We start from the raw sequence: 21,565 nt of genomic DNA, 5'->3' as shown, positions 1-21,565 counted from the left end.
CAGACTGACTCAGCTGGCATCAACCCAGCTGCCATGGAGGCCGTGGGGGATCGCCAACGGCAGCTCGAACACCGCCAGTTCACGCAGATCAGCAGCATCAAGAATCACCAGATCGGAACCTTCCCGATCCCCGTTCCACAGCAATTCGATCACCCAGCCATCATCTTCCTCGCTGGATCCTGGCCGAGGAACCATCAGCGGCTCACTCACAAAACCGTGAGGCACAGCACTCCAGAGATGGCGCTCACCGCTGACAAGATCCAGCTTTTTCACCACCTGAAGCGGATCATTGCCCTGCTCACGTGCTGCTGCCGCCATCCAGGCATAACGACAGGGCAGACCTTCCTTGCCGGGGTTCACCATCGCGAACTCGCAGCAGCGTTCACTCAGGCGCGTGGTCTCAACCGCGCCGGTCTCGAGATTGATTCGGCACTGCTCGAGAAGACCTTCAGGGATCAGATCAAAGTCAACCGCTGCGAAATCAACATCAGGGCCGATGGAGGGGAAATCTCTGTAGTAGATGCTCTCCACCACCACATCTCCGTCCTGTTCCCAGGCATTGAGGTGGTGGAACACAAAACCATCAGGCGCACCCACGATGCGCGGGGGCTGCCCGGCAAACGCACCGCTGTCGCGTGGAATCAGCCAGAACTTGGCCTGGCCATCCGGTTTGGACTGCAGACACTGCGCTGCACCTTTGCGGCCGAGCACGAAAGGCAGTGGATTGAAATCGATCGCGTTCTGGAGAAACACCGCCCAGTTGGGCGTGATGGCGAAATCATGCAGAAAGGCGAAACCGTTGAAGCTGTCGCGACGATCGTCGAGCAGATCTCCCGCCTTGATTCCTGCCTGAGAGTCATCGTCCGTGGCGAATTCCATCAGGCGGATGGTGCTGCGCGGACCCGTGCTGACCCCGAAGGTGACCATGCGCGGGCGATCGTGGTGGCCGGGATCAAAGCGGGGGTGGGCACTGAAAGCCTCACCTTTCTTAAGTACACCACCCAGCAGGCTGATGCCGTGGGTCTCGAGTGTTTGAGGATCGAGAGCATGAGGCTCAGCCGCTTCCCAGAGCGCCAGCAACTGGTCACCAAGCTGAACAACGCCGGTATTGGCGATGTTTTTCAGACGCAGGTCGAATGCATTGGCCATCGGGCCGCCCGGCTTCTGACTGCCGAAAACGCCTCGATACAGCACCTTGCCGGCGGCCTCCTCAGCCTTCCAGCCCGCGGTGCGAACAAAACGATTGGTGAGCGAAACACCTTCAGCGTTGAACTGAATGGCCGTGATCATGCCGTCACCATCGAACGGATGATGCACACGCTGACCACCGCGTTCCAGCACACCCGGGCCGTTGCGGTAAAGCGTTCCCAGCAGCTCAGGCGGCACGCTTCCCCTTGAAGGCTGCAGCGCAACATCGGTGAGCTCCTGCTCCACATTGCGGAAGGCACTGGCCCATTTCGACCGGTTGAAGCGTTCAGCGGCGGGAGCGACGGTCACGGACGACGATTGCAACGACACCCATCCTCTCGTAACGGACTGTGAAGCGCGGGCATGATCAATTCGCGCCCGCCTGTTCAAGCACACCCTTGCTGCTGGGGACGGCACCAGCCCGACGCGGATCAATCTCCGTCGCCATCCTCAGGGCCCGTGCAAAGGCCTTGAAACAGGCTTCGACGATGTGATGGGAATTGGTTCCATCGAGCTGGCGGATGTGCAGGGTCATCCCGCTGTTGTTGACCACAGCCACGAAAAACTCCTTCACCAGCTCAGTGTCGTAGCGGCCGATCTTCTCGTTGGGAATGCTGAGGCTGTAGGTGAGGTGAGGACGACCGGAGCAGTCCAGCACCACCTGCACCAGCGCTTCATCCAGAGGCGCGACGAAGTGGCCGAAGCGCACGATCCCCCTGCGGTCGCCGAGTGCCTGAGCCAGGGCCTGACCAACCGCGATGCCCACATCCTCATTGGAGTGATGGTCATCAATGTGTGTGTCTCCCACCGCATTGATCTCCAGATCGATCAGGCCATGGCTGCTGATCTGATGAAGCATGTGATCGAGAAAGGGCACTCCTGTGCTCACCTGGCAGGACCCGTTGCCGTCCAGATCCAGGCAGACCTTCACATCGGTTTCACCGGTGACTCGATGGATCTCACCCGTACGCATGCTGTTCAGCTCCGGAGGTGGCAACGTCGCTGTTCCGATCATGCCGAAACAGTTGGCTGTGACCAAGGGCTTTCACCCTGAAATCACATGCCGTTAATGCAATAGCCGGCATCCACGTAGATGGTCTGGCCGGAAATTCCACTGGAGAGATCGCTTAGCAGGAATGCCGCGGTGTTGCCCACTTCCGTCTGTGTGACGGTACGGCGCAGCGGCGCTTTCTCCTCAACGTTATGGATCATGTCGAGGATGCCGCCGATGGCGGAACTGGCCAGCGTGCGGATCGGGCCTGCACTGATGGCATTCACGCGAACCTGCTTGTCGGGACCGAGTTCCGCGGAGAGGTAGCGAACGGACGCCTCAAGAGCCGCCTTGGCCACACCCATCACGTTGTAGTTGGGAATAGCCCTCTCAGCGCCGAGATAGGTCAGCGTGACCACACCAGCTTTCTCGCTGAACAATGGCTTGGCGTGTCTGCAGAGAGGTGCGAGTGAATAGGCGCTGATCTCCAGTGCACGCGCAAAACCCTCTGAGCTGGTGGCGCTGTAATCACCAATCAGCTCTTCCTTACCTGCGAAGGCAAGACAATGCACCAGTCCATCGAGCACACCCCACTTCTGCTTGATCTCTGCAAATACCGATTCCATCTGCACGGAATCCTGAACATTCAGCGGCAGGAACAACGAGGGTTCAAGGGGTGCGGTGAGCTCACGCACCTTGGTCTCGAAGCGCCCCTTGTCGTCGGGGAGATAGGTGATGCCGAGCTCAGCTCCAGCAGCTTTGAGCTGCTGGGCAATGCCCCAGGCAATTGATCGATTGTTGGCAATGCCGGTAACAAGGATCCTCTTACCACTGAGATCGAGAAGCATCAGACCGGTGTTCGCTGAACTGTTGGGGGATTCTCCACCATCCCCGACCCGAACTCCTTGGAGCGGTCGCGTTTGAGCCGCTGGATCGACAGGATGACAAGCCACAGTCCCGTCATCAGGTGCCCTCGCGTTTCAGCTCCGCTGCTCTTTCCTGGCCAGACCAGCCGGGGGATCTTCCCAGGGATCTGTCAGACCGTCGCGCCCTAGACCATCTGCTGGCCGAAGAATTCCCTGAAGCCAGCGGAACGCTTAGCCCGCTGCGCGGAGGCCGACACGCCGCAGACGAAAAGCTGAGGCGCATCGACCCACGGCGTTACACCAAAAGCCGCAACCATTTGAAAGGCGCTGTCACCGGACTGTCTCCCTATATCCGCCATGGCGTGATCACCCTCGCCGAAGTGCGTGATGCCGTGTTTGAGCGCATCCGCAGCCGAGATGAAGGCAGCAAGCTGATCAACGAGCTGGGCTGGCGGGACTTCTGGCAGCGAATGTGGCTGGATCTGGGCGATGGCATCAATAACAGCCAGGAGGATATGAAGACCGGGCATGACCCCGCCTCCTACGCCCGCGAACTGCCCGAGGACATCCGCGCAGGCAGAACAGGTCTGGCCTGCATGGACGGATTCCGCAATCAGCTCACCAGCAGCGGCTGGCTGCACAACCACGCCCGGATGTGGATGGCCGCGTATCTGGTGCATTGGCGGAAGGTGCACTGGAAAGCGGGAGCTGACTGGTTTCTGGAACACCTGCTCGATGGTGATCCCTCCAGTAACCACCTGAGCTGGCAATGGGTGGCCAGCAGCTTCAGCCACAAGCCCTACTTCTTCAACAAAGGCAATCTGGAGCGGTTCAGCGATGGACAGTTCTGCAGGAACTGTGAGAGCACGGAGCGCTGTCCTTTCGACGCCAGCTACGAACAGCTTGAAAATCAGCTGTTCGCGAGCCAGGCCAGCATTCGAGATGTCCCCACCGGGCGAAACCGCAACCACCGCGATCACGGTGATCGGCGGCAGAGCCCGAAACGAAGCGGCAGGGGCAATGCGGCCATGGCACGTCCGCAGAGATAGGGCATGACGATGCAACGACCAGTTCTCTGGGTCCATGAAGAGGCACTCGGGCCACGCAATCCGGCTCTGCTTGAGCGACCGGACAGTCCAGGCATCTTTGTGTTTGACGCCCGATGGATCAAGGAAGCTCGCATCAGCCGCAAACGCCTGGGGTTTCTCTATGAAAGTGCTCTCGATCTGCCGATCACGCTGCGCAAGGGCGATGTGGCCACCGAAGTGCTCCGCTTCGCCGAGCGCCACAACGCCGATGGCGTTGTGAGCAGCCTGCCTGTGGATCCCCGCCTGGAACGGATCGCAGCCTCCATCGAGCAGCACTGCCGGCTGGAACTGCTTGAACCCGAGCCATTTGTGACCATGCCGCGCCCCCCTCGGCTAGGACGCTTCAGTCGCTACTGGCGGGATGCTGAACCGGTGGTCTGGGAAGGCTTCTGATCCTCACCCAGCAGCTCCTGCTCACGCTTTTTCTCTTCAGCAGGAGCCGTGAGCAGATCTTTCTGCTCGTACGCCGGTAGCTGCACGGGCATCACCTGCGCAGCATCGGTTGGCGGGGCAATCCACTGCCATCGGGCCATGGGAGCCCTTTGCTGGCAGAGAGACTTCAATTCAGACTGAAGAGCGCGGCGCACATCGCTGCGACGAACGACCGCAAAGAATTCCTCACGCGGTGCCAACCCGGCACTGAAGGGAGCTGATCCGTTGCCATTGAACAGGCGCGCAGCATCGGGAAACCAGCGAGGCGTGCACACGTCTGGATCGTCGGTGTTGGTTTCGAGAAAGACGTGAAGACCGAAGCCGTCGGGCTGGCTGACAACGGCCAGACCGTCATGGGGCATCCGCCGCTGCAGCGGAAACACACGCCAACTCGGTCGTTGAGGGGCTGTACAGGCCGTCAGCAGCAGAAGCAGTGTCATGCCTGAAATCCGACCTGCCATGGCACGCCTGAGCATGCGTTCACTGCACCGCAGAGCAGAAGTCTGAATCAGGATGAAGAGCGCTGCACCATTTGTTGCTCGTCCGCCATGGCCCTCACCCCCTCAACGATGCTGGCTCTTGGATCAGCGCTGCCTGCCTTCCGCTTGCCCGTGGTGAGCGGAGGTCTGAGTCAAACCGCGGCGGCCGAAGTGCTCAACAGCAACGAGCTGCCGGCACAACCACTGCTCGTGATGCTGATCTGCGCTCACTGCCCCTTTGTGAAGCATGTGGAACCCGAGCTCAGCAGGCTCGCTGATGACTACAGCTCTGCTGTGACCCTGCTGGCCGTTTCCAGCAACAGCCTCACCACACACCCGCAGGATGGTCCCGATGGTTTGCGCCATCAGGCAGAGCAACGGCAGTGGACTTTCCCCTATCTGCTGGATGAGCAGCAGAACCTGGCCAAGGCACTGAAGGGAGCCTGCACACCGGAGTTCTATCTGTTCAGCCCCGACGGCTCAGGGCATCAGACCCTGCGTTATCGCGGCCAGCTCGACAGCAGCCGCCCGGGAAACGATATGCCGCTGAATGGCCGGGATCTGCGCATGGCACTGGATGGGGTCCTGAACGGACAGCCCGTGAGCGCGGAGCAGCAGCCCTCCGTGGGCTGCAATATCAAGTGGCATCCCGGACAGGAGCCACCATGGTTCGGGGCACCGGCTTAAGGTGCCATCCATGCAGGTGCCTCCATTCAGTCTCAGTCAGCAGCTCGCCGACCTGGGGCCGGAACTCGATGAAGCCGTTCTGCGTGTGCTGCGCAGCGGCCAATACATCGGTGGAAGCGAAATCAAATCATTTGAAACCGCTTTCGCGGCCACTGTCGGCAGCACACACGCCGTTGGCTGCAACAGCGGGACGGATGCCCTGATCCTCGCCTTGAGAGCCCTCGGCATCGGGGCTGGCGATGAAGTGATCACCGCCTCCTTCAGTTTCTTTGCCACAGCAGAAGCGATCAGTGCGGTGGGTGCAAAACCTGTGTTTGTGGATGTGGATCCACTGACCTACCTGATCGATCTTGAACGGATCGAAGCCGCGATCACATCGGCGAGCAAAGCCGTGATGCCGGTTCATCTGTTCGGACGTCCTGTCGATATGACACGGCTGATGGCGATCGCCGCACGGCACAAGCTCCGCGTTGTTGAAGATTGCGCACAGGCCACCGGTGCCAGCTGGAACGGCCGTCCGGTCGGCAGCTGGGGCGATATCGGCTGTTTCAGCTTTTTCCCCACCAAAAATCTCGGCGGAGCCGGCGATGCTGGAGCGGTGACCTGCAACGATTCCGGCCTTGCTCAGCACATGCGTGAACTGGCCGTGCATGGCATGCCACGTCGCTACCTGCATACGGAACTGGGTTACAACAGCCGCCTTGACGCCCTGCAGGCCGCTGTTCTCAACGTGAAGCTGCCCAGGCTGAACCAGTGGGTTGAACGCCGCAGAACCATCGCTCAGCGCTACCGCGAAGCGCTTGAGGATTTGCCAGGCCTGCTGCTCCCCGATGCATCAGCTGGACACGGTCATGGCTGGAATCAGTTTGTCGTGCGCGTAACGGTCTGCCCGAACGACGCATCATCCAGCGCCACCCATTCACCCTGTGAGTTCGGCCTGCCCAGCAGTCATTGCCGCGACTGGCTGAAACAGAACCTGCAGGAGCAGGGTGTGAACACGATCATCTATTACCCGATCCCCATCCACCGCCAGCCTGCCTACGCCGAGCAGCATTGCTCTAGCTGTCTTCCGGTGACCGAGCAGCTCTGCAGCGAAGTGCTCAGCCTGCCGATCTTCCCGGAGCTCACCAACGAGCAACAGGAACAGGTGATCTCCGTTCTGCGCTCGCTGCTCATTCAGAACGCCCCGCTCAACTCCCAGACCTGCAGCGTTGCTGCCTGAGTTCAGGATCGGATCGTGGCGTACAGAGCCTTGAAGCGGGCCTGCTGTGTTTTGTGATTGATCAGAAGCTCTGGATATCCACGCCTCTCGAGAGCGCCGATGTCGCCGCTGAGCAGATCCTTGGTGTTGACATGCCGCAGCTCCGGCAACCAGTGACGGATGTAGTCGCCCTCGGCATCGAACTTTGATGCCTGCGTGGCCGGATTGAAGATCCGCAGTGGCTTGGGGTCCATGCCACTGCTGGCACTCCACTGCCAGCCGCCATTGTTGGCTGCGAGGTCACCATCAACCTCCAGCTCCATGAACGCCCGCTCGCCCCAGCGCCAGTCGCAGATCAGGTCCTTGACCAAAAAGGAGGCAACGATCATGCGACAGCGGTTATGCATCCAACCGCTCTGATTGAGCTGACGCATCGCCGCATCAATCATCGGCATTCCCGTTAAGCCATCCCTCCAGAGAGCAAACCACTCTTCGTTGTTCTCCCAGGGGAACCGTCGCCACTGCTCGCGATAGGGACCATCGGCGAGTTCAGGGAAATGGAACAACGCCTGCTGATAGAACTCGCGCCAGCCCAGTTCCTGCTCCCACACGGTGATCGCATGCCGCTGTTCGTCGCTGCGCGCGATCTGCTTGGCGCTCTGAGCAGCACACCAGGCCTGTCTGGGGCTGAGCGTGCCGACACTCAGAGCCGCACTCAACGATGAGGTCCCCTGCTGACCAGGGAAATTGCGATCAGGCTCATAGCCGAGCAGGGGGCCTTCAGCAAATATGTCGAGCTGATAGGCAGCCGCCGCTTCACCGGGGCGGCATGGACAACACTCAATGCCGGTGAATCCATGGCTGCTGCAGAGACGCTCAAGCTCAGCCTGACCCTCGGAACAGAGCCGACCGAGATCTCCTTCACGAGAGCTGATCTGCTGAAGCTGCTGCTCGGTCAGATCCTGAAGACCCTGCGGCGCTTTCGTGGTGCTTGGAGCTAGCCGTTCAACCTGTCCGCGCCAGTTGCGCAGGAAAGGCCCATACACCCTGTAAGGATCGCCGCCACCGGTTCTGAGTGACTCCGGCGCAACCAGCAACTGATCCCAGTCGACCAGCAGCTTGCGCCCATCGGCCTGCAATGCCCTGGCCACCTGACGGTCACGCTCTCGGGCATAGGGCTCCACATCGCGACTCCAGACCACGGTGGGGGCGTCGAGAAGAGCCGCGAGCTGCGGCAGCAGCACAACCGGATCACCGGCCAGCACCAGCAGGCGACTGCCGGCCTGACGCCAGCGCTGCTGCAGTTCAACCAGGCTCTCCACCAGAAACCACAACCTGGCCGGTGCCATCGGCGGCAGATGGGCTGGAGGGGCGATCAGAGCTGGATCGAGAACATAGACACCTGTCACTGAGGTGCCCAGTGCAACTGCGGCGTGCAAACCGCTGTTGTCAGTCAGGCGCAGATCACGGCGATGCCAGAACAGCAAGCGAGGGGTAGTCATCCTTGATCGCGAATTCACAAACCGAGCAACTGCTTGGCCCGATACCAGGCCGTGACACTCTTGCCATCGAGCAACTCCTCACCAGAGGCCAGGCAGGCATCAAGCTGCGTGGGGCTCATGTGCACGACCTCCAGATCCTCATCGTCGTCTCCGGCTGGAGGGTTTTCCAAGGGCGTGAGCTTCCTGGCAAGGAAGCAATGGATCACCTCATCGGAATACCCGGGGCAGGGCAACATCGGGCCGAGAGCATCCCAGCGGTCGGCGCTGTAGCCCGCCTCCTCTCCCAGCTCCCGCTTCATCGACTCCAGAGGATCCTCTCCCTCCTCAAGCGTGCCGGCGGGGAACTCCAGCAACCTGGCCTGAACGGCGAATCGGTACTGACGCAGCACCACCACCTGGCCATCGTCAGTGATCGGGACCGCGAGGGATGCACCGGGATGGCGGATGATCCCGAAGGTGCCCTCCACGCCCATCGGCAAGCGGATGCGATTGCGTTCGAAACGGACCTTGCGGGCATCCAGAGCTTCGATGGTTTCCAGTAACTCGTAGGGCTCCGGAGCCGGAAGCTGGGCCATGGGTTCTCTGTGAAGAGAAAACCAGCATGGCGGTTGAGCGGCAGGGTCTGTGGGCAACTGACTCAGGAACGCCAGTCCGCTGAGCGCTGCATGGCCGCCAGCAGAGGCTCAAGTACAAACTGGCGCAGATGCAGGCGAGGGTGGGGCAGCACCAGGCGCGGATGATCCAGTCGCCATTCCCCCCAGAAGAGAAGATCCAGATCCAGGGTGCGCGGACCCCATTGCGGCTCAAGATCGCGATCACGCCCAAAACGCCGCTCAAGCTGATGCAACTCCTTAAGCAACTGAAACGCGGCAGCCTGCGTCGCCTGCCGCTGCACTCCGTCGCACAACACCACGGCATTGCAGTAATCGGGCTGGCCGGGAGGCCCACCGACAGGGGCTGTCTCAATAAGCGGTGACCACGAACAGCGAATCTCTCGCTGGGAAGCCTGGGCCCAGTCGCTCAGAAGCTGCTCCAGCAGGGGACGCACCGCGATCAGAGTCTGGGGAGGAAGACCCGCAGCGCTCGGCAGGTTCGCCCCAAGGGCGATTGCAACAGGATGAGCCTGATCAGCGAGAGTGGGGCTCACGCGCAGGGCCGGCAAACGTTCATGGTTTCAGGTGGAGGGGTTGCCAGCGGTCTGGCCAGCACAGCTGCTCAGGAGCAGGCGAACCGCGCCTTCCCCCTTGCAGCCATCACAGGCCACGGAACGCTGAAACTGTCGCTGATGCTGGCAGCGGTGGACCCCGGCCTGGGGGGCGTGATCATCGCCGGGGGCCGCGGGACCGGAAAATCGGTTCTGGCGCGGGGCCTGCACGCGCTGCTTCCTCCGATCGAAGTGCTGGATCAGGACCAAGCAGGTGTCCCAGCAGGACCAGGTCTCAACCTCGACCCATCCCGGCCGGAGGAATGGGATGCGAGCTGGCGCGAGCAGCTGGCCAGCAAGCCACCCTCCAAGGTGATTCCCGCTCCCTTTGTGCAGGTGCCCCTCGGCATCACCGAAGACCGACTGGTCGGTGCTGTGGACGTGACTGCATCACTGGCCAGCGGCAGTCCTGTTTTTCAGCCGGGGTTGCTGGCGGAAGCTCACCGGGGGGTGCTCTACGTCGATGAGCTGAACCTGCTCGATGACGGCATCGTCAATCTGCTGCTGGCAGCCGTGGGCGCCGGTGAAAACCAGGTGGAACGGGAAGGCCTCAGCCTCAGCCATCCCTGCAGGCCGCTGCTGATCGCCACCTACAACCCCGAGGAGGGAGCTGTGCGCGATCACCTTCTCGACCGCTTTGCGATCGCCCTCTCAGCCAATCAGCTGGTGAGCACCGAAGAACGGGTGGAAATCACCAATGCGGTACTGAGCCACGGCCAGTGCAGCCGCAGCTTCTCCGAGCGCTGGAAGGAAGAAACCGATGCCCTGGCCACCCAGCTGCTTCTGGCGCGTCAGTGGCTGCCGGATGTGCGCATCAGCCGTGAACAGATCGAGTACCTGGTCACCGAGGCGCTTCGCGGCGGCGTGGAGGGGCACCGATCCGAGCTCTATGCCGTGCGCGTCGCCAGAGCCCATGCAGCTCTCAGCGGCCGTGAACAGGTCGAAGCGGATGATCTGCAGGTGGCCGTTGCCCTGGTGATCGCACCGCGTGCGTCGCAACTGCCGCCACCTGATCAACAGATGGAGCCGCCACCTCCGCCGGAACCACCGCAGGATCAGAACCCACCACCACCGGAGGCAGGAGAGGAGAACCCAGAGAACCAGCCCCCTCCGCCCGAAGCCTCTGATCAGGATCAGAACGACTCGCCTGAGCAGGAGCAGGACTCCAATGACAACAACCAAGACGACAGCGACGAGGAGTCAGACCAGGACGAGGCACCGCCATCGGTGCCCGAAGAATTCATGCTCGACCCGGAGGCGGTGTCCATAGATCCCGACCTGCTGCTGTTTAATGCCGCCAAAAGCAAAAGCGGCAGCAGCGGCAGCCGCTCGGTGGTGCTCAGCGACAGCCGCGGCCGCTACGTCAAACCGATGCTGCCCAGAGGACCTGTTCGGCGCATCGCCGTTGATGCGACGCTGCGCGCAGCGGCCCCTTACCAGAAAGCAAGGCGCGCACGACAGCCTGACCGAAACGTCATCGTTGAGGAAGCCGATCTGCGCGCCAAGCTGCTGCAACGCCAGGCGGGAGCCCTGGTGATTTTCCTTGTGGATGCAAGCGGTTCCATGGCTCTGAACCGCATGCAGAGCGCCAAGGGTGCGGTGATCCGGCTGCTCACCGAGGCCTATGAAAATCGCGACGAAGTGGCACTGATTCCTTTCCGAGGCGATCAGGCCGAAGTGCTGCTTCCCCCCACACGCTCGATCACGGCAGCGCGCCGCCGCCTGGAGTCGATGCCCTGTGGCGGTGGATCACCCCTGGCCCACGGGCTGACGCAAGCAGCACGCGTCGGCGCCAATGCGCTGGCCACTGGAGATCTGGGTCAGGTGGTGGTGGTGGCGATCACCGACGGGCGCGGCAATGTGCCGCTGAGCACCTCACTGGGGCAACCGGAACTGGAGGGCGAGGAAAAGCCCGATCTCAAACAGGAAGTGCTGGATGTGGCGACGCGTTACCGGATGCTGGGCATCAAGCTGCTGGTGATCGATACCGAGCGCAAATTCATCGGCAGTGGCATGGGCAAAGACCTCGCCGAAGCCGCCGGTGGCAAATACGTGCAACTACCCAAGGCCAGCGATCAGGCCATCGCCGCGATCGCCATGGAGGCGATCAATGCGGTCACCTGACGGTGAGAACTATGGCGATGTGCCGGTCTGAGCCGGATAGACCTCATCGAACAGGGCACCAAGTCCGATCATCACGCTGCGCACTCCCTGCATGAAACGAGGGTCATCGGTGAGCTGCTCGATGTCGCCACCAACCTGATCGATGCGGGCCGTGAGATCGCGGGCATTGGACACGGTTTGCTTCAGATCACTGACCGTTTCAGGGTTGTTGATGGCTCCAACCAGATTGTTGATGTGTGCTGCGGCGTCAGCAGCATCCGCCGTGGCCCGATTGAGATTCTGAATTGTGGGTTGGGCCCGGGCCACCTCAGCACGCAGCTGGTGGACCAGGGTGTCGACATTTTCCGCGGCCGCATCAGCGGTATCAAGGAATTTGGAGGCATCCTTGCTAGTGACCCCGAACTGCTTGGTGGACGCCACCAATTCAGAAATCAGATTCGATTTCTCTGCCTCGTTGAGCAGCTTTTCCAGAGAAGCCGTCGCGGTGGAAAGACTGGAAGCCGACTCACCGGGCAGGGTGGCGCCGTTGCAGAGGATTCCGCTGTCTTTGCATCGACGCGACTTGGGTTTCGGCGCATCCTTCGGCAGCGGCACACCGGTGGTGACCAGCTCGACCTGGGAATCACCCCCCAGAAGCGATGCCGAGGACACCGAGGCCTTGACCGGAAGGGGCAGCTTCAGATCATCAGCGTTGATCTCCAGTGTTGCCTTCACCGACAGCGGAGTGACATCAATGGATCGAACAGTGCCGACCATGATTCCCCGAAATGTGACCGGTGAACGGGCAGCCAGTCCTCCGGCGTTGGCGAATTCAGCGGTGACGGTCCATGTCTCCGACCCGAGACGCACCCCTCTGAGCCACAACATGGTGCCGGCAAATCCAGCGATCGCTCCAACGATCGAGAATCCGACAATGGCTTCGCGGACACTACGGCGCATGGCTCAATGGTCGGAGGGCTGCATTGGTCCGCGCAGATTACCCGTCCTGAACTGAACGACGTAGGGGTTGTCGGTGGAGCGGTACTCCTCGACCGTGCCGTCCCACTGGAATCGCCCGCCGTAGAGCATCACAATCCTTTCTGCGGATCGCTCAATGGTGCTGTGCACATGGCTCACCACAACGGAGCAACCGCGGGCCACGGTTGTGGTTTTCACGATCAGATCCTCAATGCGGGTTGACGCCACCGGATCAAGCCCTGCCGTCGGCTCGTCGTAAAGCAGCAGAGGCATGGCACCTTCCTCACGGTCTGGATCATCGATCAGAGCTCTGGCGAAACTCACCCGTTTCTGCATGCCGCCACTGAGCTGACCTGGATATTTGTCGGCAACATCGTTCAGTCCAACGGCCTCCAGACACTGCTGAACCCTCTCGCGGATCTGGAGAGGTTTCATCCGACCGAGGCGCATCAACAGAAAACCAACGTTTTCCTCAACCGTGAGTGAGGCCAGCAACGCTGGGTTCTGAAACACCAGACGAACGTCTGCCGGACGGCGCTGATCGAGGCGAAGGTACTCCTGCAACTCTCCAAACAGGCGCAGTTCACCAGCCGTGGGCAGCTGCAAGCCGGCAAGCAACCGCAGCACTGTGGACTTTCCCGCCCCCGAAGGCCCCACAACGGCAATGCGCTCTCCGGGCTGCATGGAAAGCGAGACGTTCTCCAGCACAGGCTTTGATCCCCACTGCATGGTGAGGTCGCGCATCTCCACAACGGGAGTCTGCGCCGCTGGAGAGATGGTTTCCAGCCTGGTCTGCACAGGATCACTCCAATCGAGGAGCCCATCCTGGCGTGTCTGGCACAAAGGGATGGCCATCGGGGACAACTTCCGTACAGTTCCCCCATCGCAAGGGAAGCGACGACCCTGGCCCCGGATTGCACTTGACCAGCCCAACCCGCCGCGGACACCGTCAACGCATCCGTGCCATGCAGGCCGCACGGCAGCGCGACCTGATGCTGCGCTCCCGCAGAGCTGTGCGCTGGCTCCAGCCAGGACTGGTGGTGAAGCGCTGGCTGCTCACCTCCGGGATTGGGTTGGTGCTGGCCCTGCTCGGAGCAGCGGTCTGGGCCGATCTTCAGCCGATCTACTGGACGCTGTGGGCCATCCAGGAATCTCTGAGCTGGATCACCAGAGTGTTGCCCAGGGGGATCACCGGGCCCCTGGTTTTACTCGTCGGCGTCGGCCTGCTGCTCTGGGGCCAGAGCCGCAGCTTCGGCTCAATCCAGCAAGCACTGGCCCCTGAAAAAGACACCGTGCTGGTGGATGCACTGCGGGCCAAGAGTCGTCTCAACCGAGGCCCCAACATCGTGGCGATCGGGGGAGGAACAGGCCTGTCCACCTTGCTGAGTGGCCTCAAGCGTTACAGCAGCCACATCACAGCCATCGTCACCGTGGCCGACGACGGTGGCAGCAGCGGTGTGTTGCGAAGAGAACTTGGCGTGCAGCCGCCGGGTGACATCCGCAATTGCCTGGCCGCGTTGTCGACCGAGGAACCGCTGCTGACGCGTTTGTTCCAGTACCGCTTTTCGGCCGGTGGCGGGCTGGAAGGTCACAGCTTCGGCAATCTTTTTTTGTCGGCACTCACCGCCATCACCGGCAGCCTGGAAACTGCGATCACGGCCTCCAGCCGTGTTCTGGCGGTGCAAGGTCAGGTGGTGCCTGCCACGAATGTGGACGTGCGGCTCTGGGCGGAACTGGAGGACGGCCGCCGCATCGAAGGGGAATCAACGATCGGCAAAGCTCCAAGCCCGATTGTTCGCCTGGGCTGTCTGCCCGAACGACCGCCGGCCCTGCCGAGAGCGCTGGAGGCGATCGCCCAGGCAGATCTGATCCTGCTCGGACCAGGCAGTCTTTACACCTCACTGCTGCCCAATCTGCTGGTTCCCGAACTGGTGACAGCAATTCAGCGCAGCCGTGCACCCCGGCTCTACATCTGCAATCTGATGACGCAGCCCGGTGAAACCGATGGATTGGATGTGAGCGGCCACCTTCGGGCCATTGAGGCGCAGCTCGCCTCTCTGGGCATCAGCCATCGACTGTTTAGTGCTGTGCTCGCTCAGGAACCGATCGCTGAATCTCCGCTGATCAACCATTACCGCTCTCGCGGCGCTGAGCCGGTTAACTGCAACCGCCGCGAGCTGGAAGCCGAGGGATATGACGTGATGGAGGCACCGTTACAAGGAACTCGGCCCACCTCCACACTGCGCCATGACCCCAGAAGCCTTGCGCTCGGGGTGATGCGCTTTTACAGAAAACACAAAGCCGAGAAACCATCCAATACGAGCTGAATCTCTTCGATCTCAATCACTCATTCGAACTTGAGAGTTTTTCTGATTCGAATTCAGTAAGCGTCCTGCATCTCATAAAAATCAGGCTGAACGTAGTCCTTGCGCAGAGGCCATCCCGTCCAGTCTTCAGGCATCAACAAGCGCTTGGGATGAGGATGACCTTCAAAGTTGATTCCGAACATGTCGAAGGTCTCACGCTCCTGCCAGTCGGCTCCACGAAACAGTCCATAGAGGCTGGGAATACTCGGTTGTCCTTCCCTGGACAGGAACACCTTGAGGCGCACCTCGCGCAACGTATCCACCAGACCATCAGCGACTTCAGCCAGGGCGATGAAGTGGTAAAAGCTGACCAGCTGTTGACCGGGACCCTCGTCATAGCCGCCCTGGCATTGCAGATGGTCGAAGCCATGACTCTTGAGCGCCGCAGCAATCACGGGGAGAAACAGTGCTTCAACACCGATCTGTTCAACACCGACATGGTCAGGATCGAGCACAACATGCTCAAACCCCTGATCACTGAGCCACTCACTGACTGGCCCGGGTTCTGGGCCTGTTGCGACCGGAGTGTCCTTTTTGGTTTCCTTGCTGGGGATGTCGCTCATGACTCCTCAGGAATCGTGACGGTTTCGGCTTCGACTGTTTCAGAATCAGCTGTCTCGAGCGCTGGCATCGGCAGACCGGCTCCGGGCTTCAGAGCAGCCACCTGCGTTTCAGCACGCAGGTAGGCACCGGTCACAATTGGCTCAACAGGAGTCATCGCATGCTCAACAGTGCAATAGCGGTGGGTCTGGATCAGTAGACGGCGATCGGCCACGGACTCGTTGGCCACCTTCTTGCGCAGCTTGATCACTGCATCAAAGATCGCCTCAGGCCTTGGCGGACACCCGGGAAGATAGAGATCCACTGGAATCAGCTTGTCGACGCCACGAACAGCCGTGGTGGAATCGGAACTGAACATGCCACCAGTAATGGTGCAGGCACCCATGGCAATCACATATTTGGGCTCCGGCATCTGTTCGTAGAGACGAACCAGTGCTGGTGCCATTTTCATGGTGACCGTGCCGGCGACCAGCAAAAGGTCGGCTTGGCGAGGTGAACTTCGGGGCACCAGACCGAAACGGTCGAAATCGAAACGCGAACCAAGCAACGCGGCGAATTCGATGAAACAGCAGGCCGTGCCGTAGAGCAGTGGCCAGAGGCTGCTCAAACGTGCCCAGTTGTGAAGATCATCCAGGCTGGTGAGGATGATGTTTTCACTGAGGTCCTGAGTCACCGTCGGCACACCGTCAGCGGCACCGGCCACGGGTCCACAGCTGGATTCCCTCAGATCACGAACGGCCTGGATCGAGGGGGATTCTCCGGTTGTTGCAGCTCGTTCGATCGATGAGGTCATGGGATCAGCTCCACTCCAGGGCGCCCTTGCGCCAGGCATAGGCCAAAGCCACCACGAGGATGGCGATGAACACCAGCGCTTCTATGAAAGCCAAAATACCTAGTCGATGGAATGCAACGGCCCAGGGGTAGAGAAAAACCGTCTCCACATCGAAGATCACGAAGACCAGGGCAAACATGTAGTAGCGGATGTTGAACTGAATCCATGCAGCGCCGATCGGCTCCATGCCCGACTCGTAGGTGAGCTCGCGTTCTCCAACCTGGCTGCGAGGCGACACAAGCTTGTTGGTCACCAGGGCCAACACGGGCACAGCTCCAGCGATTAGCAGAAAGCCGAGGAAAGCGTCGTACCCCGGGAGGACAAACATCTGGGCTGAGCCAATTGGGCTGCAGTCTGGCATTTGCAGCTTCTGGCTGACGTTTGACCGAGCCCCATCGATAGAATGAATTTCCCCGGCCTGTCAGTGGTGAGCGACGAAACACAACCACCGCAGGACCCTGCGATTGAGGCTGATTCTGGTCTTGAGCCACCGACCGCCAAAATAGAGATTGCTGAAGAGACCTCAGACGAACCAAAGGCCCGTGCGCCTGAAAAAACCCTGGCGGAACAAGCGACAGATCCACTAACGCACCGTTTTGAGTGTCGCAGTTGTGGATTTGTCTATGACCCAGAGGAGGGTGTCAAAAAGCTGCAAATCGAATCAGGCACAGCCTTTCAGCAGCTGGATGCCATGGTTTTCCGCTGTCCGGTCTGTCGCAGCAGAGTTGGCGCATTTCGCGATATTGGTCCGCGATCCAAGGCCAGCGGCTTCGAAGAGAATCTCGACTTTGGCTTCGGTGTCAATCGTTTAACGCCAGGCCAGAAGAATGTGCTGATCTTCGGTGGCCTAGCCCTGGGATTCGGTTTCTTCCTATCCCTGTACTCACTGCGCTGAAGACGTCGCGCTGACCCACCGTGTGCTGAAGTTCCCGCACCGCTCCATTACTGCCTCCACTGCTCACCTGGCATGAAATCACTGATCAAATCTCTGGCCCAGCTGGCACTTGTGATCTGCATCGGCTTCGGTCTTGGTGGTTGCGTCACAACCAAGGTGCCGACAGCCACCACCAGCCCCTGGCAGGTGATCGATCTCAACACTCAGGCCAACCCTCTTGATATCGCCTTCACCAACTCCGATCACGGCTTCCTCGTGGGAAGTAATCGCCTGATTCTGGAAACCAATGACGGTGGTGCCAGCTGGAACGAGCGCAGTCTCGATCTCCCCGATGAAGAAAACTTCCGGCTGATCAGCATCGCTTTCGACGGTGATGATGGCTGGATTGCCGGCCAGCCCGGCCTGCTAATGCACACCACCGACGGTGGTCAGAACTGGACACGTCTGTTCCTCGACACCAAGCTGCCAGGTGAGCCATACCTGATCACAGCGCTTGGACCCAACAGCGCCGAACTGGCCACAAATGTTGGAGCTGTCTACCGAACAGGCGATGGCGGAGGGAGCTGGGAAGCCGAGGTCAGCGATGCAGCCGGCGCGGTGCGCGACCTGAGGCGCAGCCCTGATGGCGCGTATGTGAGCGTCAGCAGTCTGGGCAACTTCTATGCCACCTGGGATCCAGACCAGCAGACGGTCTGGCAGGTTCACCAAAGGGTCAGCAGTCAGCGTCTCCAGAGCATCGGCTACCAACCTGACGGCCGTCTCTGGATGGTGGCCCGCGGCGCTCAGATTCGACTGAACGAGGATGCAAACGACAGGGAAAACTGGAGCAAACCGATCATTCCCATCACCAATGGTTATGGCTATCTGGACATGGCCTGGTCAGATGACGGGGCGATCTGGACAGCCGGCGGCAACGGCACGCTGCTGGTGAGCAGAGACGGCGGAGACAGCTGGGAGCGCGATCCCGAGAGCGTCGAAGCCCCCACCAATTTCACGCGCTTTATCTTCGATGACAGCGAAGGGCAACGCCATGCCTTTCTCCTTGGCGAGCGAGGCCTGATGTTGCGCTGGTCAGTTGTGAGCTGAGCCTGCAACTCTCAACCGACAACTCTTCGTAACCAACTTGAAGGGTCGTGCACGGCCAAGAACCCCATTCCCTTAGAGTCCACCTGTCTAGAGGATCTTTTTATGGCTGGAGGCTCAACAGGCGAACGCCCGTTTTTCGAGATCATCACCAGCATCCGTTACTGGGTGATCCACGCAATTACGCTGCCTTCCATTTTCCTTGCAGGATTCCTGTTTGTGTCCACGGGCCTCGCCTACGACGCATTTGGGACACCTCGCCCGGATGCTTACTTTCAGGCCAACGAGGGCAAAGCTCCCGTTTTGAGCCAGCGCTTTGAAGGCAAGTCTGACCTCGACCTTCGCCTGAAGAAATAGACCCAATTCATGACTCAGTCTTCAACCACCTCAAAACCACGCGTTTATCCGATCTTCACGGTGCGCTGGCTTGCACTCCATACTCTTGGGGTGCCAACAGTTTTCTTTCTGGGTGCACTAGCAGCCATGCAGTTCATCCGTCGCTGATTTCAAAGATCTGATTCCCTATGGAGCGCAACAAGAATCCCAACACGTTGCCCGTTGAACTCAACAGAACCAGCCTTTACTTAGGACTGCTGTTTGTGTTCGTCACCGGCATCCTGTTTTCCAGCTACTTCTTCAACTGAGGATTTAAATCATGAAGCCCAAGAATCCAGGCAATCTGCCCGACGGTCGTATTCCTGACCGGCTTCCTGACGGTTCTCCAGCAGTCAAGTGGCGTTCACGCTGGACTGAAGGCGCCCTTCCTCTCTGGCTGGTCGCAACTGCAGGTGGAATGGCTGCGATTTTTGTTGTTGGATTGTTCTTCTACGGCTCTTACACAGGTGTTGGTTCAGCTTGATTAATCGTTCAGCACTCCAAATAAAATTCCGGGGTAATACCCGGTTTTTTTATGGTGTTTTTACGGATCAACCAAGCAATACATTTTTCGGATGCACCTTGCTTCCAGCAATGCATTTGGTGCGTCGGCAAAAGACGTAGGTCACCTCGCCGGCATACGGTTGAAAAGCTTGCCAGTCTCTGATGGTTCCTCTGACGCAAAAGCCAGCCGACTCAAAAGTTTCAAGTTCAAGCAAGCGCAATCGCCGCCCCAAGAAGCGGGAACTGTTTTGCCCCGCCCACCCTGAGCAGCTGATCGAAGGCAACGGCAGAAAGTACTACCTGCACCTGCTACAGCCTGGGCAACTCCAGCAGCGCGGCATTTCAGCCAAACGCGCCCAACTGATCATCAACGCCTATCCAGTGCTGGTGCTCAGCAATGAGTGGCTGGAGGAGTTGTATTGCGCCAAGTGCGGGTGCTTGCACTGGTACCATGTGCTCAAGCACGACAACGTAAATCACACGGTGCGTTGGGCTCCCAGAGAGCTTTGGGAACAAGTGGCACATGTGGACCCGATCGTGGCCAACCCCACAGCAAGCGAGTATTCCCGCAGAGAAGCAGGGCGGCACCGCCAGAAAAGGGTGGATGGCAAGCGCTATTACGACTGCAACTGAAATCGCTGGTTCGATCAGCTGAAATCGCTCTTCCCCTATGAGCAGCCCTCAAAGATCTGCTTTGCCATCAATAGTCTTCAGGCCAACCAAACCTGATCCAGCTCAGTCATAGCCTCAAATTCCGGATCCTTATGCAGCAATGTTGCCAGGCTGAGGATCGCCGTGGCGGCGATCCAGGCATCAGCAACGGAAAGTGGATGCGACGCCTTGATCCGAGAGGCCTCAAGCAACAAGGGTTCGGTCTGATCAACCCATTGGATTGGAAGAGATTGCAACTGTTCATAGGCGAGACGCCCACTCCTCTCTCCTTCGTCTTTCCAAACCCGGTAAAGCACCTCCATGCGCGTGATGAAGCAAGCAAGGCAAGTTTCAGGTCCTTCCAGCAACGTGGCGACGCGCTCGGCACCGGGTTCGTCGTCTCGCAATGCCAAGATTGCTGAGGTGTCGAGACAAAAAGCGGGCATCACAGCTCAGCTTTTCGATCGAGCTCCCGATCCGCCAGGAGCCTCGCTGTAGAGCCACCTGCACGACCCTGTCCGCGGAATGCCTGCACAGGAGAAGCCACTACAGGCACCACTCGAATCGAACCGTCCTCTTCAACCAGCCACTCCAAGCGTTGAGATGGACCTAAATCAAAGCGCTCACGAATCGCAGCTGGGATCACGGTTTGACCACGCGAGGTAATCGTGCTTCTCAAGACCTAACCAGCGAATTACCAAAACAGATTATATGTAATTCACTGAACAAACATCTCCCCATCAAGCCTGATTGCTGTCAGCGAAATGATCAAAACCTGATGCGAAGAGCTACCAGGCCCGATAAACCAGTCTCCCAAGCCATTCACGCAAGGCCCGTGAGGTGCCATCAAGAGCCGAAGCGGTCGGAAGAAGCCACTGGGTGGGATCACGCCAGACTGGCCCTGCCCATTGGCCACGGGCCTGGAAATCCACCGGGAATGGCACGACCTTCAGCCCCTGACGCTCAAACAAGCGTTGCGCTCGGCGCATATGAAACGCACTGGTCACAAGAAGTATGCGTGGGCTTACTGCTGAGTGATCAACCCCCTGGAGCAACTTGCGAATTGCGATGGCTTCTTGCGCTGTATTGACCACAAGCGGCGTGCTCTGCATCGCCGCAGCAGGGATACCCAGCTGCTGAGCTTCCTCTAAGTAACGCTCCCCTTCAGGTGGCTGGCCTGGGGCTGAATGGACTGGCACCGCCGGTAAATAGCAAGCGCGGTGCTTTGCCTTCACGGAAGAGCTCAAGCCCCACAAAGAACCGATCCGGGTCGTGCCACTCGCTGACCTTCGCAGCGCCTGGAGCCGGGTGACGCCCGCCACTGAGCACAACGATCGCATCTGCCGATGCTGCTTCGGCTGCAGGTTGACGTTGCCAGGGTGCCTCCAACCAGCGCCAGAGGATCTGGCTCACCAGCCCCAGAGAAAACAGCCAAAGCAACACCACAGCCGTGATCACCAGCCAGCGCCAGCGACCAATCAGGCCGACCAGCAGCAGGATCAGACTGAGACCAAGGGGCAACACAGCAAGGGGCAACACAGCAAGGGGCAGAATTTTGCTCAGCCAGTAGGCCATAAGA

General features: G+C 59.8%; 29 protein-coding genes. 13 read left to right on the top strand and 16 right to left on the bottom strand.

All coding sequences use genetic code 11. The annotated features are described in order from the left end of the window. Positions 1–9 precede the first annotated feature (9 nt). The 3 genes from SIB56_RS12825 to fabI form a co-directional block, all read right to left on the bottom strand. On the bottom strand, positions 10–1,497 hold the full coding sequence (locus SIB56_RS12825) for a carotenoid oxygenase family protein (protein ID WP_413324299.1): 1,488 nt from the start codon (positions 1,495–1,497) through the stop codon (positions 10–12). Between the two features lie 58 nt (positions 1,498–1,555). Beyond that, on the bottom strand, positions 1,556–2,161 hold the full coding sequence (hisB, locus tag SIB56_RS12820; protein ID WP_413327400.1) for an imidazoleglycerol-phosphate dehydratase HisB: 606 nt from the start codon (positions 2,159–2,161) through the stop codon (positions 1,556–1,558). Between the two features lie 83 nt (positions 2,162–2,244). Continuing rightward, positions 2,245–3,027: an enoyl-ACP reductase FabI gene (gene fabI / locus SIB56_RS12815; protein ID WP_413324298.1), complete on the bottom strand. Its 783-nt coding sequence runs from the start codon at positions 3,025–3,027 to the stop codon at positions 2,245–2,247. A gap of 119 nt (positions 3,028–3,146) precedes the next feature. Here fabI and SIB56_RS12810 point away from each other — a divergent pair, with 119 nt between their 5' ends. Beyond that, complete coding sequence (locus SIB56_RS12810; RefSeq protein WP_413324297.1) at positions 3,147–4,094, top strand: FAD-binding domain-containing protein; 948 nt, start codon at positions 3,147–3,149, stop codon at positions 4,092–4,094. A gap of 3 nt (positions 4,095–4,097) precedes the next feature. Beyond that, positions 4,098–4,526, top strand: coding sequence for a hypothetical protein (locus tag SIB56_RS12805; protein WP_413324296.1), 429 nt, complete (start codon positions 4,098–4,100; stop codon positions 4,524–4,526). Here the strand turns inward: SIB56_RS12805 and SIB56_RS12800 are convergent. Next, positions 4,484–5,005, bottom strand: a complete 522-nt coding sequence (locus SIB56_RS12800) for a hypothetical protein (RefSeq protein WP_413324295.1) — start codon at positions 5,003–5,005, stop codon at positions 4,484–4,486. The genes SIB56_RS12805 and SIB56_RS12800 overlap by 43 nt on opposite strands. Before the next feature lie 108 nt (positions 5,006–5,113). On the opposite strand from SIB56_RS12800, the gene SIB56_RS12795 reads away from it, so the two are divergent. Both SIB56_RS12795 and SIB56_RS12790 read left to right on the top strand, forming a co-directional pair. After that, entirely contained in the window at positions 5,114–5,731 is a 618-nt protein-coding gene (locus SIB56_RS12795; RefSeq protein WP_413324294.1) for a thioredoxin family protein, read from the top strand. 10 nt (positions 5,732–5,741) lie between these two features. Next, positions 5,742–6,953, top strand: a complete 1,212-nt coding sequence (locus SIB56_RS12790; RefSeq protein WP_413324293.1) for a DegT/DnrJ/EryC1/StrS family aminotransferase — start codon at positions 5,742–5,744, stop codon at positions 6,951–6,953. Positions 6,954–6,955: 2 nt separating this feature from the next. Here SIB56_RS12790 and SIB56_RS12785 read toward each other — a convergent pair whose 3' ends face one another. From SIB56_RS12785 to folK, 3 genes are all read right to left on the bottom strand, one after another. Beyond that, positions 6,956–8,434 carry an FAD-binding domain-containing protein gene (locus tag SIB56_RS12785; RefSeq protein WP_413324292.1) on the bottom strand — a complete coding sequence of 493 codons (1,479 nt, stop codon included), beginning with the start codon at positions 8,432–8,434 and terminating at the stop codon, positions 6,956–6,958. A 14-nt stretch (positions 8,435–8,448) separates the two neighbouring features. Further along, positions 8,449–9,009 carry an NUDIX hydrolase gene (locus SIB56_RS12780; protein WP_413324291.1) on the bottom strand — a complete coding sequence of 187 codons (561 nt, stop codon included), beginning with the start codon at positions 9,007–9,009 and terminating at the stop codon, positions 8,449–8,451. A 62-nt stretch (positions 9,010–9,071) separates the two neighbouring features. Next, positions 9,072–9,581 carry a 2-amino-4-hydroxy-6-hydroxymethyldihydropteridine diphosphokinase gene (gene folK, locus SIB56_RS12775; protein ID WP_413324290.1) on the bottom strand — a complete coding sequence of 170 codons (510 nt, stop codon included), beginning with the start codon at positions 9,579–9,581 and terminating at the stop codon, positions 9,072–9,074. A gap of 21 nt (positions 9,582–9,602) precedes the next feature. Between folK and SIB56_RS12770 the strand changes: the two genes are divergently transcribed. Then, complete coding sequence (locus SIB56_RS12770) at positions 9,603–11,762, top strand: putative cobaltochelatase (protein WP_413324289.1); 2,160 nt, start codon at positions 9,603–9,605, stop codon at positions 11,760–11,762. A gap of 9 nt (positions 11,763–11,771) precedes the next feature. Here SIB56_RS12770 and SIB56_RS12765 read toward each other — a convergent pair whose 3' ends face one another. Both SIB56_RS12765 and SIB56_RS12760 read right to left on the bottom strand, forming a co-directional pair. Next, the gene (locus tag SIB56_RS12765; RefSeq protein WP_413324288.1) at positions 11,772–12,701 is read right to left on the bottom strand and encodes an MlaD family protein; all 930 of its coding nucleotides are present in this window, start codon (positions 12,699–12,701) and stop codon (positions 11,772–11,774) included. A gap of 3 nt (positions 12,702–12,704) precedes the next feature. Continuing rightward, positions 12,705–13,448, bottom strand: a complete 744-nt coding sequence (locus SIB56_RS12760) for an ABC transporter ATP-binding protein (protein WP_413327398.1) — start codon at positions 13,446–13,448, stop codon at positions 12,705–12,707. 236 nt (positions 13,449–13,684) lie between these two features. Between SIB56_RS12760 and SIB56_RS12755 the strand changes: the two genes are divergently transcribed. Then, positions 13,685–15,046 carry a gluconeogenesis factor YvcK family protein gene (locus SIB56_RS12755; RefSeq protein WP_413327396.1) on the top strand — a complete coding sequence of 454 codons (1,362 nt, stop codon included), beginning with the start codon at positions 13,685–13,687 and terminating at the stop codon, positions 15,044–15,046. A gap of 53 nt (positions 15,047–15,099) precedes the next feature. On the opposite strand, the gene SIB56_RS12750 is transcribed toward SIB56_RS12755, so the two are convergent. From SIB56_RS12750 to SIB56_RS12740, 3 genes are read right to left on the bottom strand one after another with little or no spacing between them, the layout of a single operon-like run. Further along, complete coding sequence (locus SIB56_RS12750) at positions 15,100–15,648, bottom strand: NAD(P)H-quinone oxidoreductase subunit J (RefSeq protein WP_413324287.1); 549 nt, start codon at positions 15,646–15,648, stop codon at positions 15,100–15,102. Beyond that, complete coding sequence (gene nuoB, locus SIB56_RS12745) at positions 15,645–16,439, bottom strand: NADH-quinone oxidoreductase subunit NuoB (protein WP_413324286.1); 795 nt, start codon at positions 16,437–16,439, stop codon at positions 15,645–15,647. Before nuoB ends, SIB56_RS12750 begins: the two co-directional genes overlap by 4 nt. Before the next feature lie 4 nt (positions 16,440–16,443). After that, entirely contained in the window at positions 16,444–16,806 is a 363-nt protein-coding gene (locus tag SIB56_RS12740) for an NAD(P)H-quinone oxidoreductase subunit 3 (protein WP_413324285.1), read from the bottom strand. Between the two features lie 99 nt (positions 16,807–16,905). Between SIB56_RS12740 and SIB56_RS12735 the strand changes: the two genes are divergently transcribed. From SIB56_RS12735 to SIB56_RS12705, 7 genes are all read left to right on the top strand, one after another. Continuing rightward, positions 16,906–17,373: a rubredoxin gene (locus SIB56_RS12735; RefSeq protein WP_413327394.1), complete on the top strand. Its 468-nt coding sequence runs from the start codon at positions 16,906–16,908 to the stop codon at positions 17,371–17,373. A gap of 72 nt (positions 17,374–17,445) precedes the next feature. After that, the gene (locus SIB56_RS12730) at positions 17,446–18,459 is read left to right on the top strand and encodes a photosynthesis system II assembly factor Ycf48 (RefSeq protein ID WP_413324284.1); all 1,014 of its coding nucleotides are present in this window, start codon (positions 17,446–17,448) and stop codon (positions 18,457–18,459) included. Between the two features lie 102 nt (positions 18,460–18,561). Further along, complete coding sequence (psbE, locus tag SIB56_RS12725; protein WP_413324283.1) at positions 18,562–18,813, top strand: cytochrome b559 subunit alpha; 252 nt, start codon at positions 18,562–18,564, stop codon at positions 18,811–18,813. Positions 18,814–18,822: 9 nt separating this feature from the next. Further along, positions 18,823–18,960 carry a cytochrome b559 subunit beta gene (psbF, locus tag SIB56_RS12720; protein WP_413324282.1) on the top strand — a complete coding sequence of 46 codons (138 nt, stop codon included), beginning with the start codon at positions 18,823–18,825 and terminating at the stop codon, positions 18,958–18,960. 20 nt (positions 18,961–18,980) lie between these two features. Further along, positions 18,981–19,100: a photosystem II reaction center protein L gene (locus tag SIB56_RS12715; RefSeq protein ID WP_066904825.1), complete on the top strand. Its 120-nt coding sequence runs from the start codon at positions 18,981–18,983 to the stop codon at positions 19,098–19,100. An 11-nt stretch (positions 19,101–19,111) separates the two neighbouring features. Further along, positions 19,112–19,315 (top strand): photosystem II reaction center protein J, encoded by a 204-nt coding sequence (locus tag SIB56_RS12710; RefSeq protein WP_413324281.1) that lies wholly within the window; start codon positions 19,112–19,114, stop codon positions 19,313–19,315. 182 nt (positions 19,316–19,497) lie between these two features. Continuing rightward, complete coding sequence (locus SIB56_RS12705) at positions 19,498–19,968, top strand: hypothetical protein (RefSeq protein ID WP_413324280.1); 471 nt, start codon at positions 19,498–19,500, stop codon at positions 19,966–19,968. 77 nt (positions 19,969–20,045) lie between these two features. Here the strand turns inward: SIB56_RS12705 and SIB56_RS12700 are convergent, their stop codons facing one another. The 4 genes from SIB56_RS12700 to SIB56_RS12685 all read right to left on the bottom strand — a co-directional run bounded on the left by SIB56_RS12700 (position 20,046) and on the right by SIB56_RS12685 (position 21,561). Further along, positions 20,046–20,432 carry a PIN domain-containing protein gene (locus SIB56_RS12700; protein WP_413324279.1) on the bottom strand — a complete coding sequence of 129 codons (387 nt, stop codon included), beginning with the start codon at positions 20,430–20,432 and terminating at the stop codon, positions 20,046–20,048. Beyond that, a complete protein-coding gene (locus SIB56_RS12695; RefSeq protein ID WP_413324278.1) occupies positions 20,432–20,665 on the bottom strand; it encodes an AbrB/MazE/SpoVT family DNA-binding domain-containing protein in 234 nt (77 codons plus the stop codon). The genes SIB56_RS12700 and SIB56_RS12695 overlap by 1 nt, the downstream gene beginning before the upstream one ends. A gap of 109 nt (positions 20,666–20,774) precedes the next feature. Then, positions 20,775–21,185, bottom strand: a complete 411-nt coding sequence (locus tag SIB56_RS12690) for a YdcF family protein (protein WP_413324277.1) — start codon at positions 21,183–21,185, stop codon at positions 20,775–20,777. Continuing rightward, positions 21,151–21,561: a YdcF family protein gene (locus tag SIB56_RS12685; RefSeq protein ID WP_413324276.1), complete on the bottom strand. Its 411-nt coding sequence runs from the start codon at positions 21,559–21,561 to the stop codon at positions 21,151–21,153. The genes SIB56_RS12690 and SIB56_RS12685 overlap by 35 nt, the downstream gene beginning before the upstream one ends. Positions 21,562–21,565: the final 4 nt, after the last annotated feature.

Origin of the sequence: Synechococcus sp. MIT S9503 (genome assembly GCF_047304175.1) — a bacterium.
Lineage (GTDB): Bacteria > Cyanobacteriota > Cyanobacteriia > PCC-6307 > Cyanobiaceae > Synechococcus_C.
Note: the sequence above shows the minus strand (reverse complement) of the source record. Positions and strands in the feature narration are given on the sequence as shown.

Bases quoted from the DNA above. Each gene is read 5' to 3' on its own strand.
- SIB56_RS12795 (WP_413324294.1), top strand. From the start codon at position 5,114: ATGGCCCTCACCCCCTCAACGATGCTGGCTCTTGGATCAGCGCTGCCT.
- nuoB (WP_413324286.1), bottom strand. From the start codon at position 16,439: ATGACCTCATCGATCGAACGAGCTGCAACAACCGGAGAATCCCCCTCG.
- SIB56_RS12780 (WP_413324291.1), bottom strand. From the start codon at position 9,009: ATGGCCCAGCTTCCGGCTCCGGAGCCCTACGAGTTACTGGAAACCATC.
- psbE (WP_413324283.1), top strand. From the start codon at position 18,562: ATGGCTGGAGGCTCAACAGGCGAACGCCCGTTTTTCGAGATCATCACC.
- SIB56_RS12700 (WP_413324279.1), bottom strand. From the start codon at position 20,432: ATGCCCGCTTTTTGTCTCGACACCTCAGCAATCTTGGCATTGCGAGAC.
- SIB56_RS12755 (WP_413327396.1), top strand. From the start codon at position 13,685: ATGCAGGCCGCACGGCAGCGCGACCTGATGCTGCGCTCCCGCAGAGCT.
- SIB56_RS12740 (WP_413324285.1), bottom strand. From the start codon at position 16,806: ATGTTTGTCCTCCCGGGGTACGACGCTTTCCTCGGCTTTCTGCTAATC.
- SIB56_RS12760 (WP_413327398.1), bottom strand. From the start codon at position 13,448: ATGCAGTGGGGATCAAAGCCTGTGCTGGAGAACGTCTCGCTTTCCATG.
- SIB56_RS12805 (WP_413324296.1), top strand. From the start codon at position 4,098: ATGACGATGCAACGACCAGTTCTCTGGGTCCATGAAGAGGCACTCGGG.
- SIB56_RS12785 (WP_413324292.1), bottom strand. From the start codon at position 8,434: ATGACTACCCCTCGCTTGCTGTTCTGGCATCGCCGTGATCTGCGCCTG.
- fabI (WP_413324298.1), bottom strand. From the start codon at position 3,027: ATGCTTCTCGATCTCAGTGGTAAGAGGATCCTTGTTACCGGCATTGCC.
- SIB56_RS12790 (WP_413324293.1), top strand. From the start codon at position 5,742: ATGCAGGTGCCTCCATTCAGTCTCAGTCAGCAGCTCGCCGACCTGGGG.
- hisB (WP_413327400.1), bottom strand. From the start codon at position 2,161: ATGCGTACGGGTGAGATCCATCGAGTCACCGGTGAAACCGATGTGAAG.
- SIB56_RS12710 (WP_413324281.1), top strand. From the start codon at position 19,112: ATGAAGCCCAAGAATCCAGGCAATCTGCCCGACGGTCGTATTCCTGAC.
- SIB56_RS12765 (WP_413324288.1), bottom strand. From the start codon at position 12,701: ATGCGCCGTAGTGTCCGCGAAGCCATTGTCGGATTCTCGATCGTTGGA.
- SIB56_RS12730 (WP_413324284.1), top strand. From the start codon at position 17,446: ATGAAATCACTGATCAAATCTCTGGCCCAGCTGGCACTTGTGATCTGC.
- SIB56_RS12715 (WP_066904825.1), top strand. From the start codon at position 18,981: ATGGAGCGCAACAAGAATCCCAACACGTTGCCCGTTGAACTCAACAGA.
- SIB56_RS12770 (WP_413324289.1), top strand. From the start codon at position 9,603: ATGGTTTCAGGTGGAGGGGTTGCCAGCGGTCTGGCCAGCACAGCTGCT.
- SIB56_RS12705 (WP_413324280.1), top strand. From the start codon at position 19,498: ATGGTTCCTCTGACGCAAAAGCCAGCCGACTCAAAAGTTTCAAGTTCA.
- SIB56_RS12685 (WP_413324276.1), bottom strand. From the start codon at position 21,561: ATGGCCTACTGGCTGAGCAAAATTCTGCCCCTTGCTGTGTTGCCCCTT.
- SIB56_RS12750 (WP_413324287.1), bottom strand. From the start codon at position 15,648: ATGAGCGACATCCCCAGCAAGGAAACCAAAAAGGACACTCCGGTCGCA.
- psbF (WP_413324282.1), top strand. From the start codon at position 18,823: ATGACTCAGTCTTCAACCACCTCAAAACCACGCGTTTATCCGATCTTC.
- SIB56_RS12800 (WP_413324295.1), bottom strand. From the start codon at position 5,005: ATGACACTGCTTCTGCTGCTGACGGCCTGTACAGCCCCTCAACGACCG.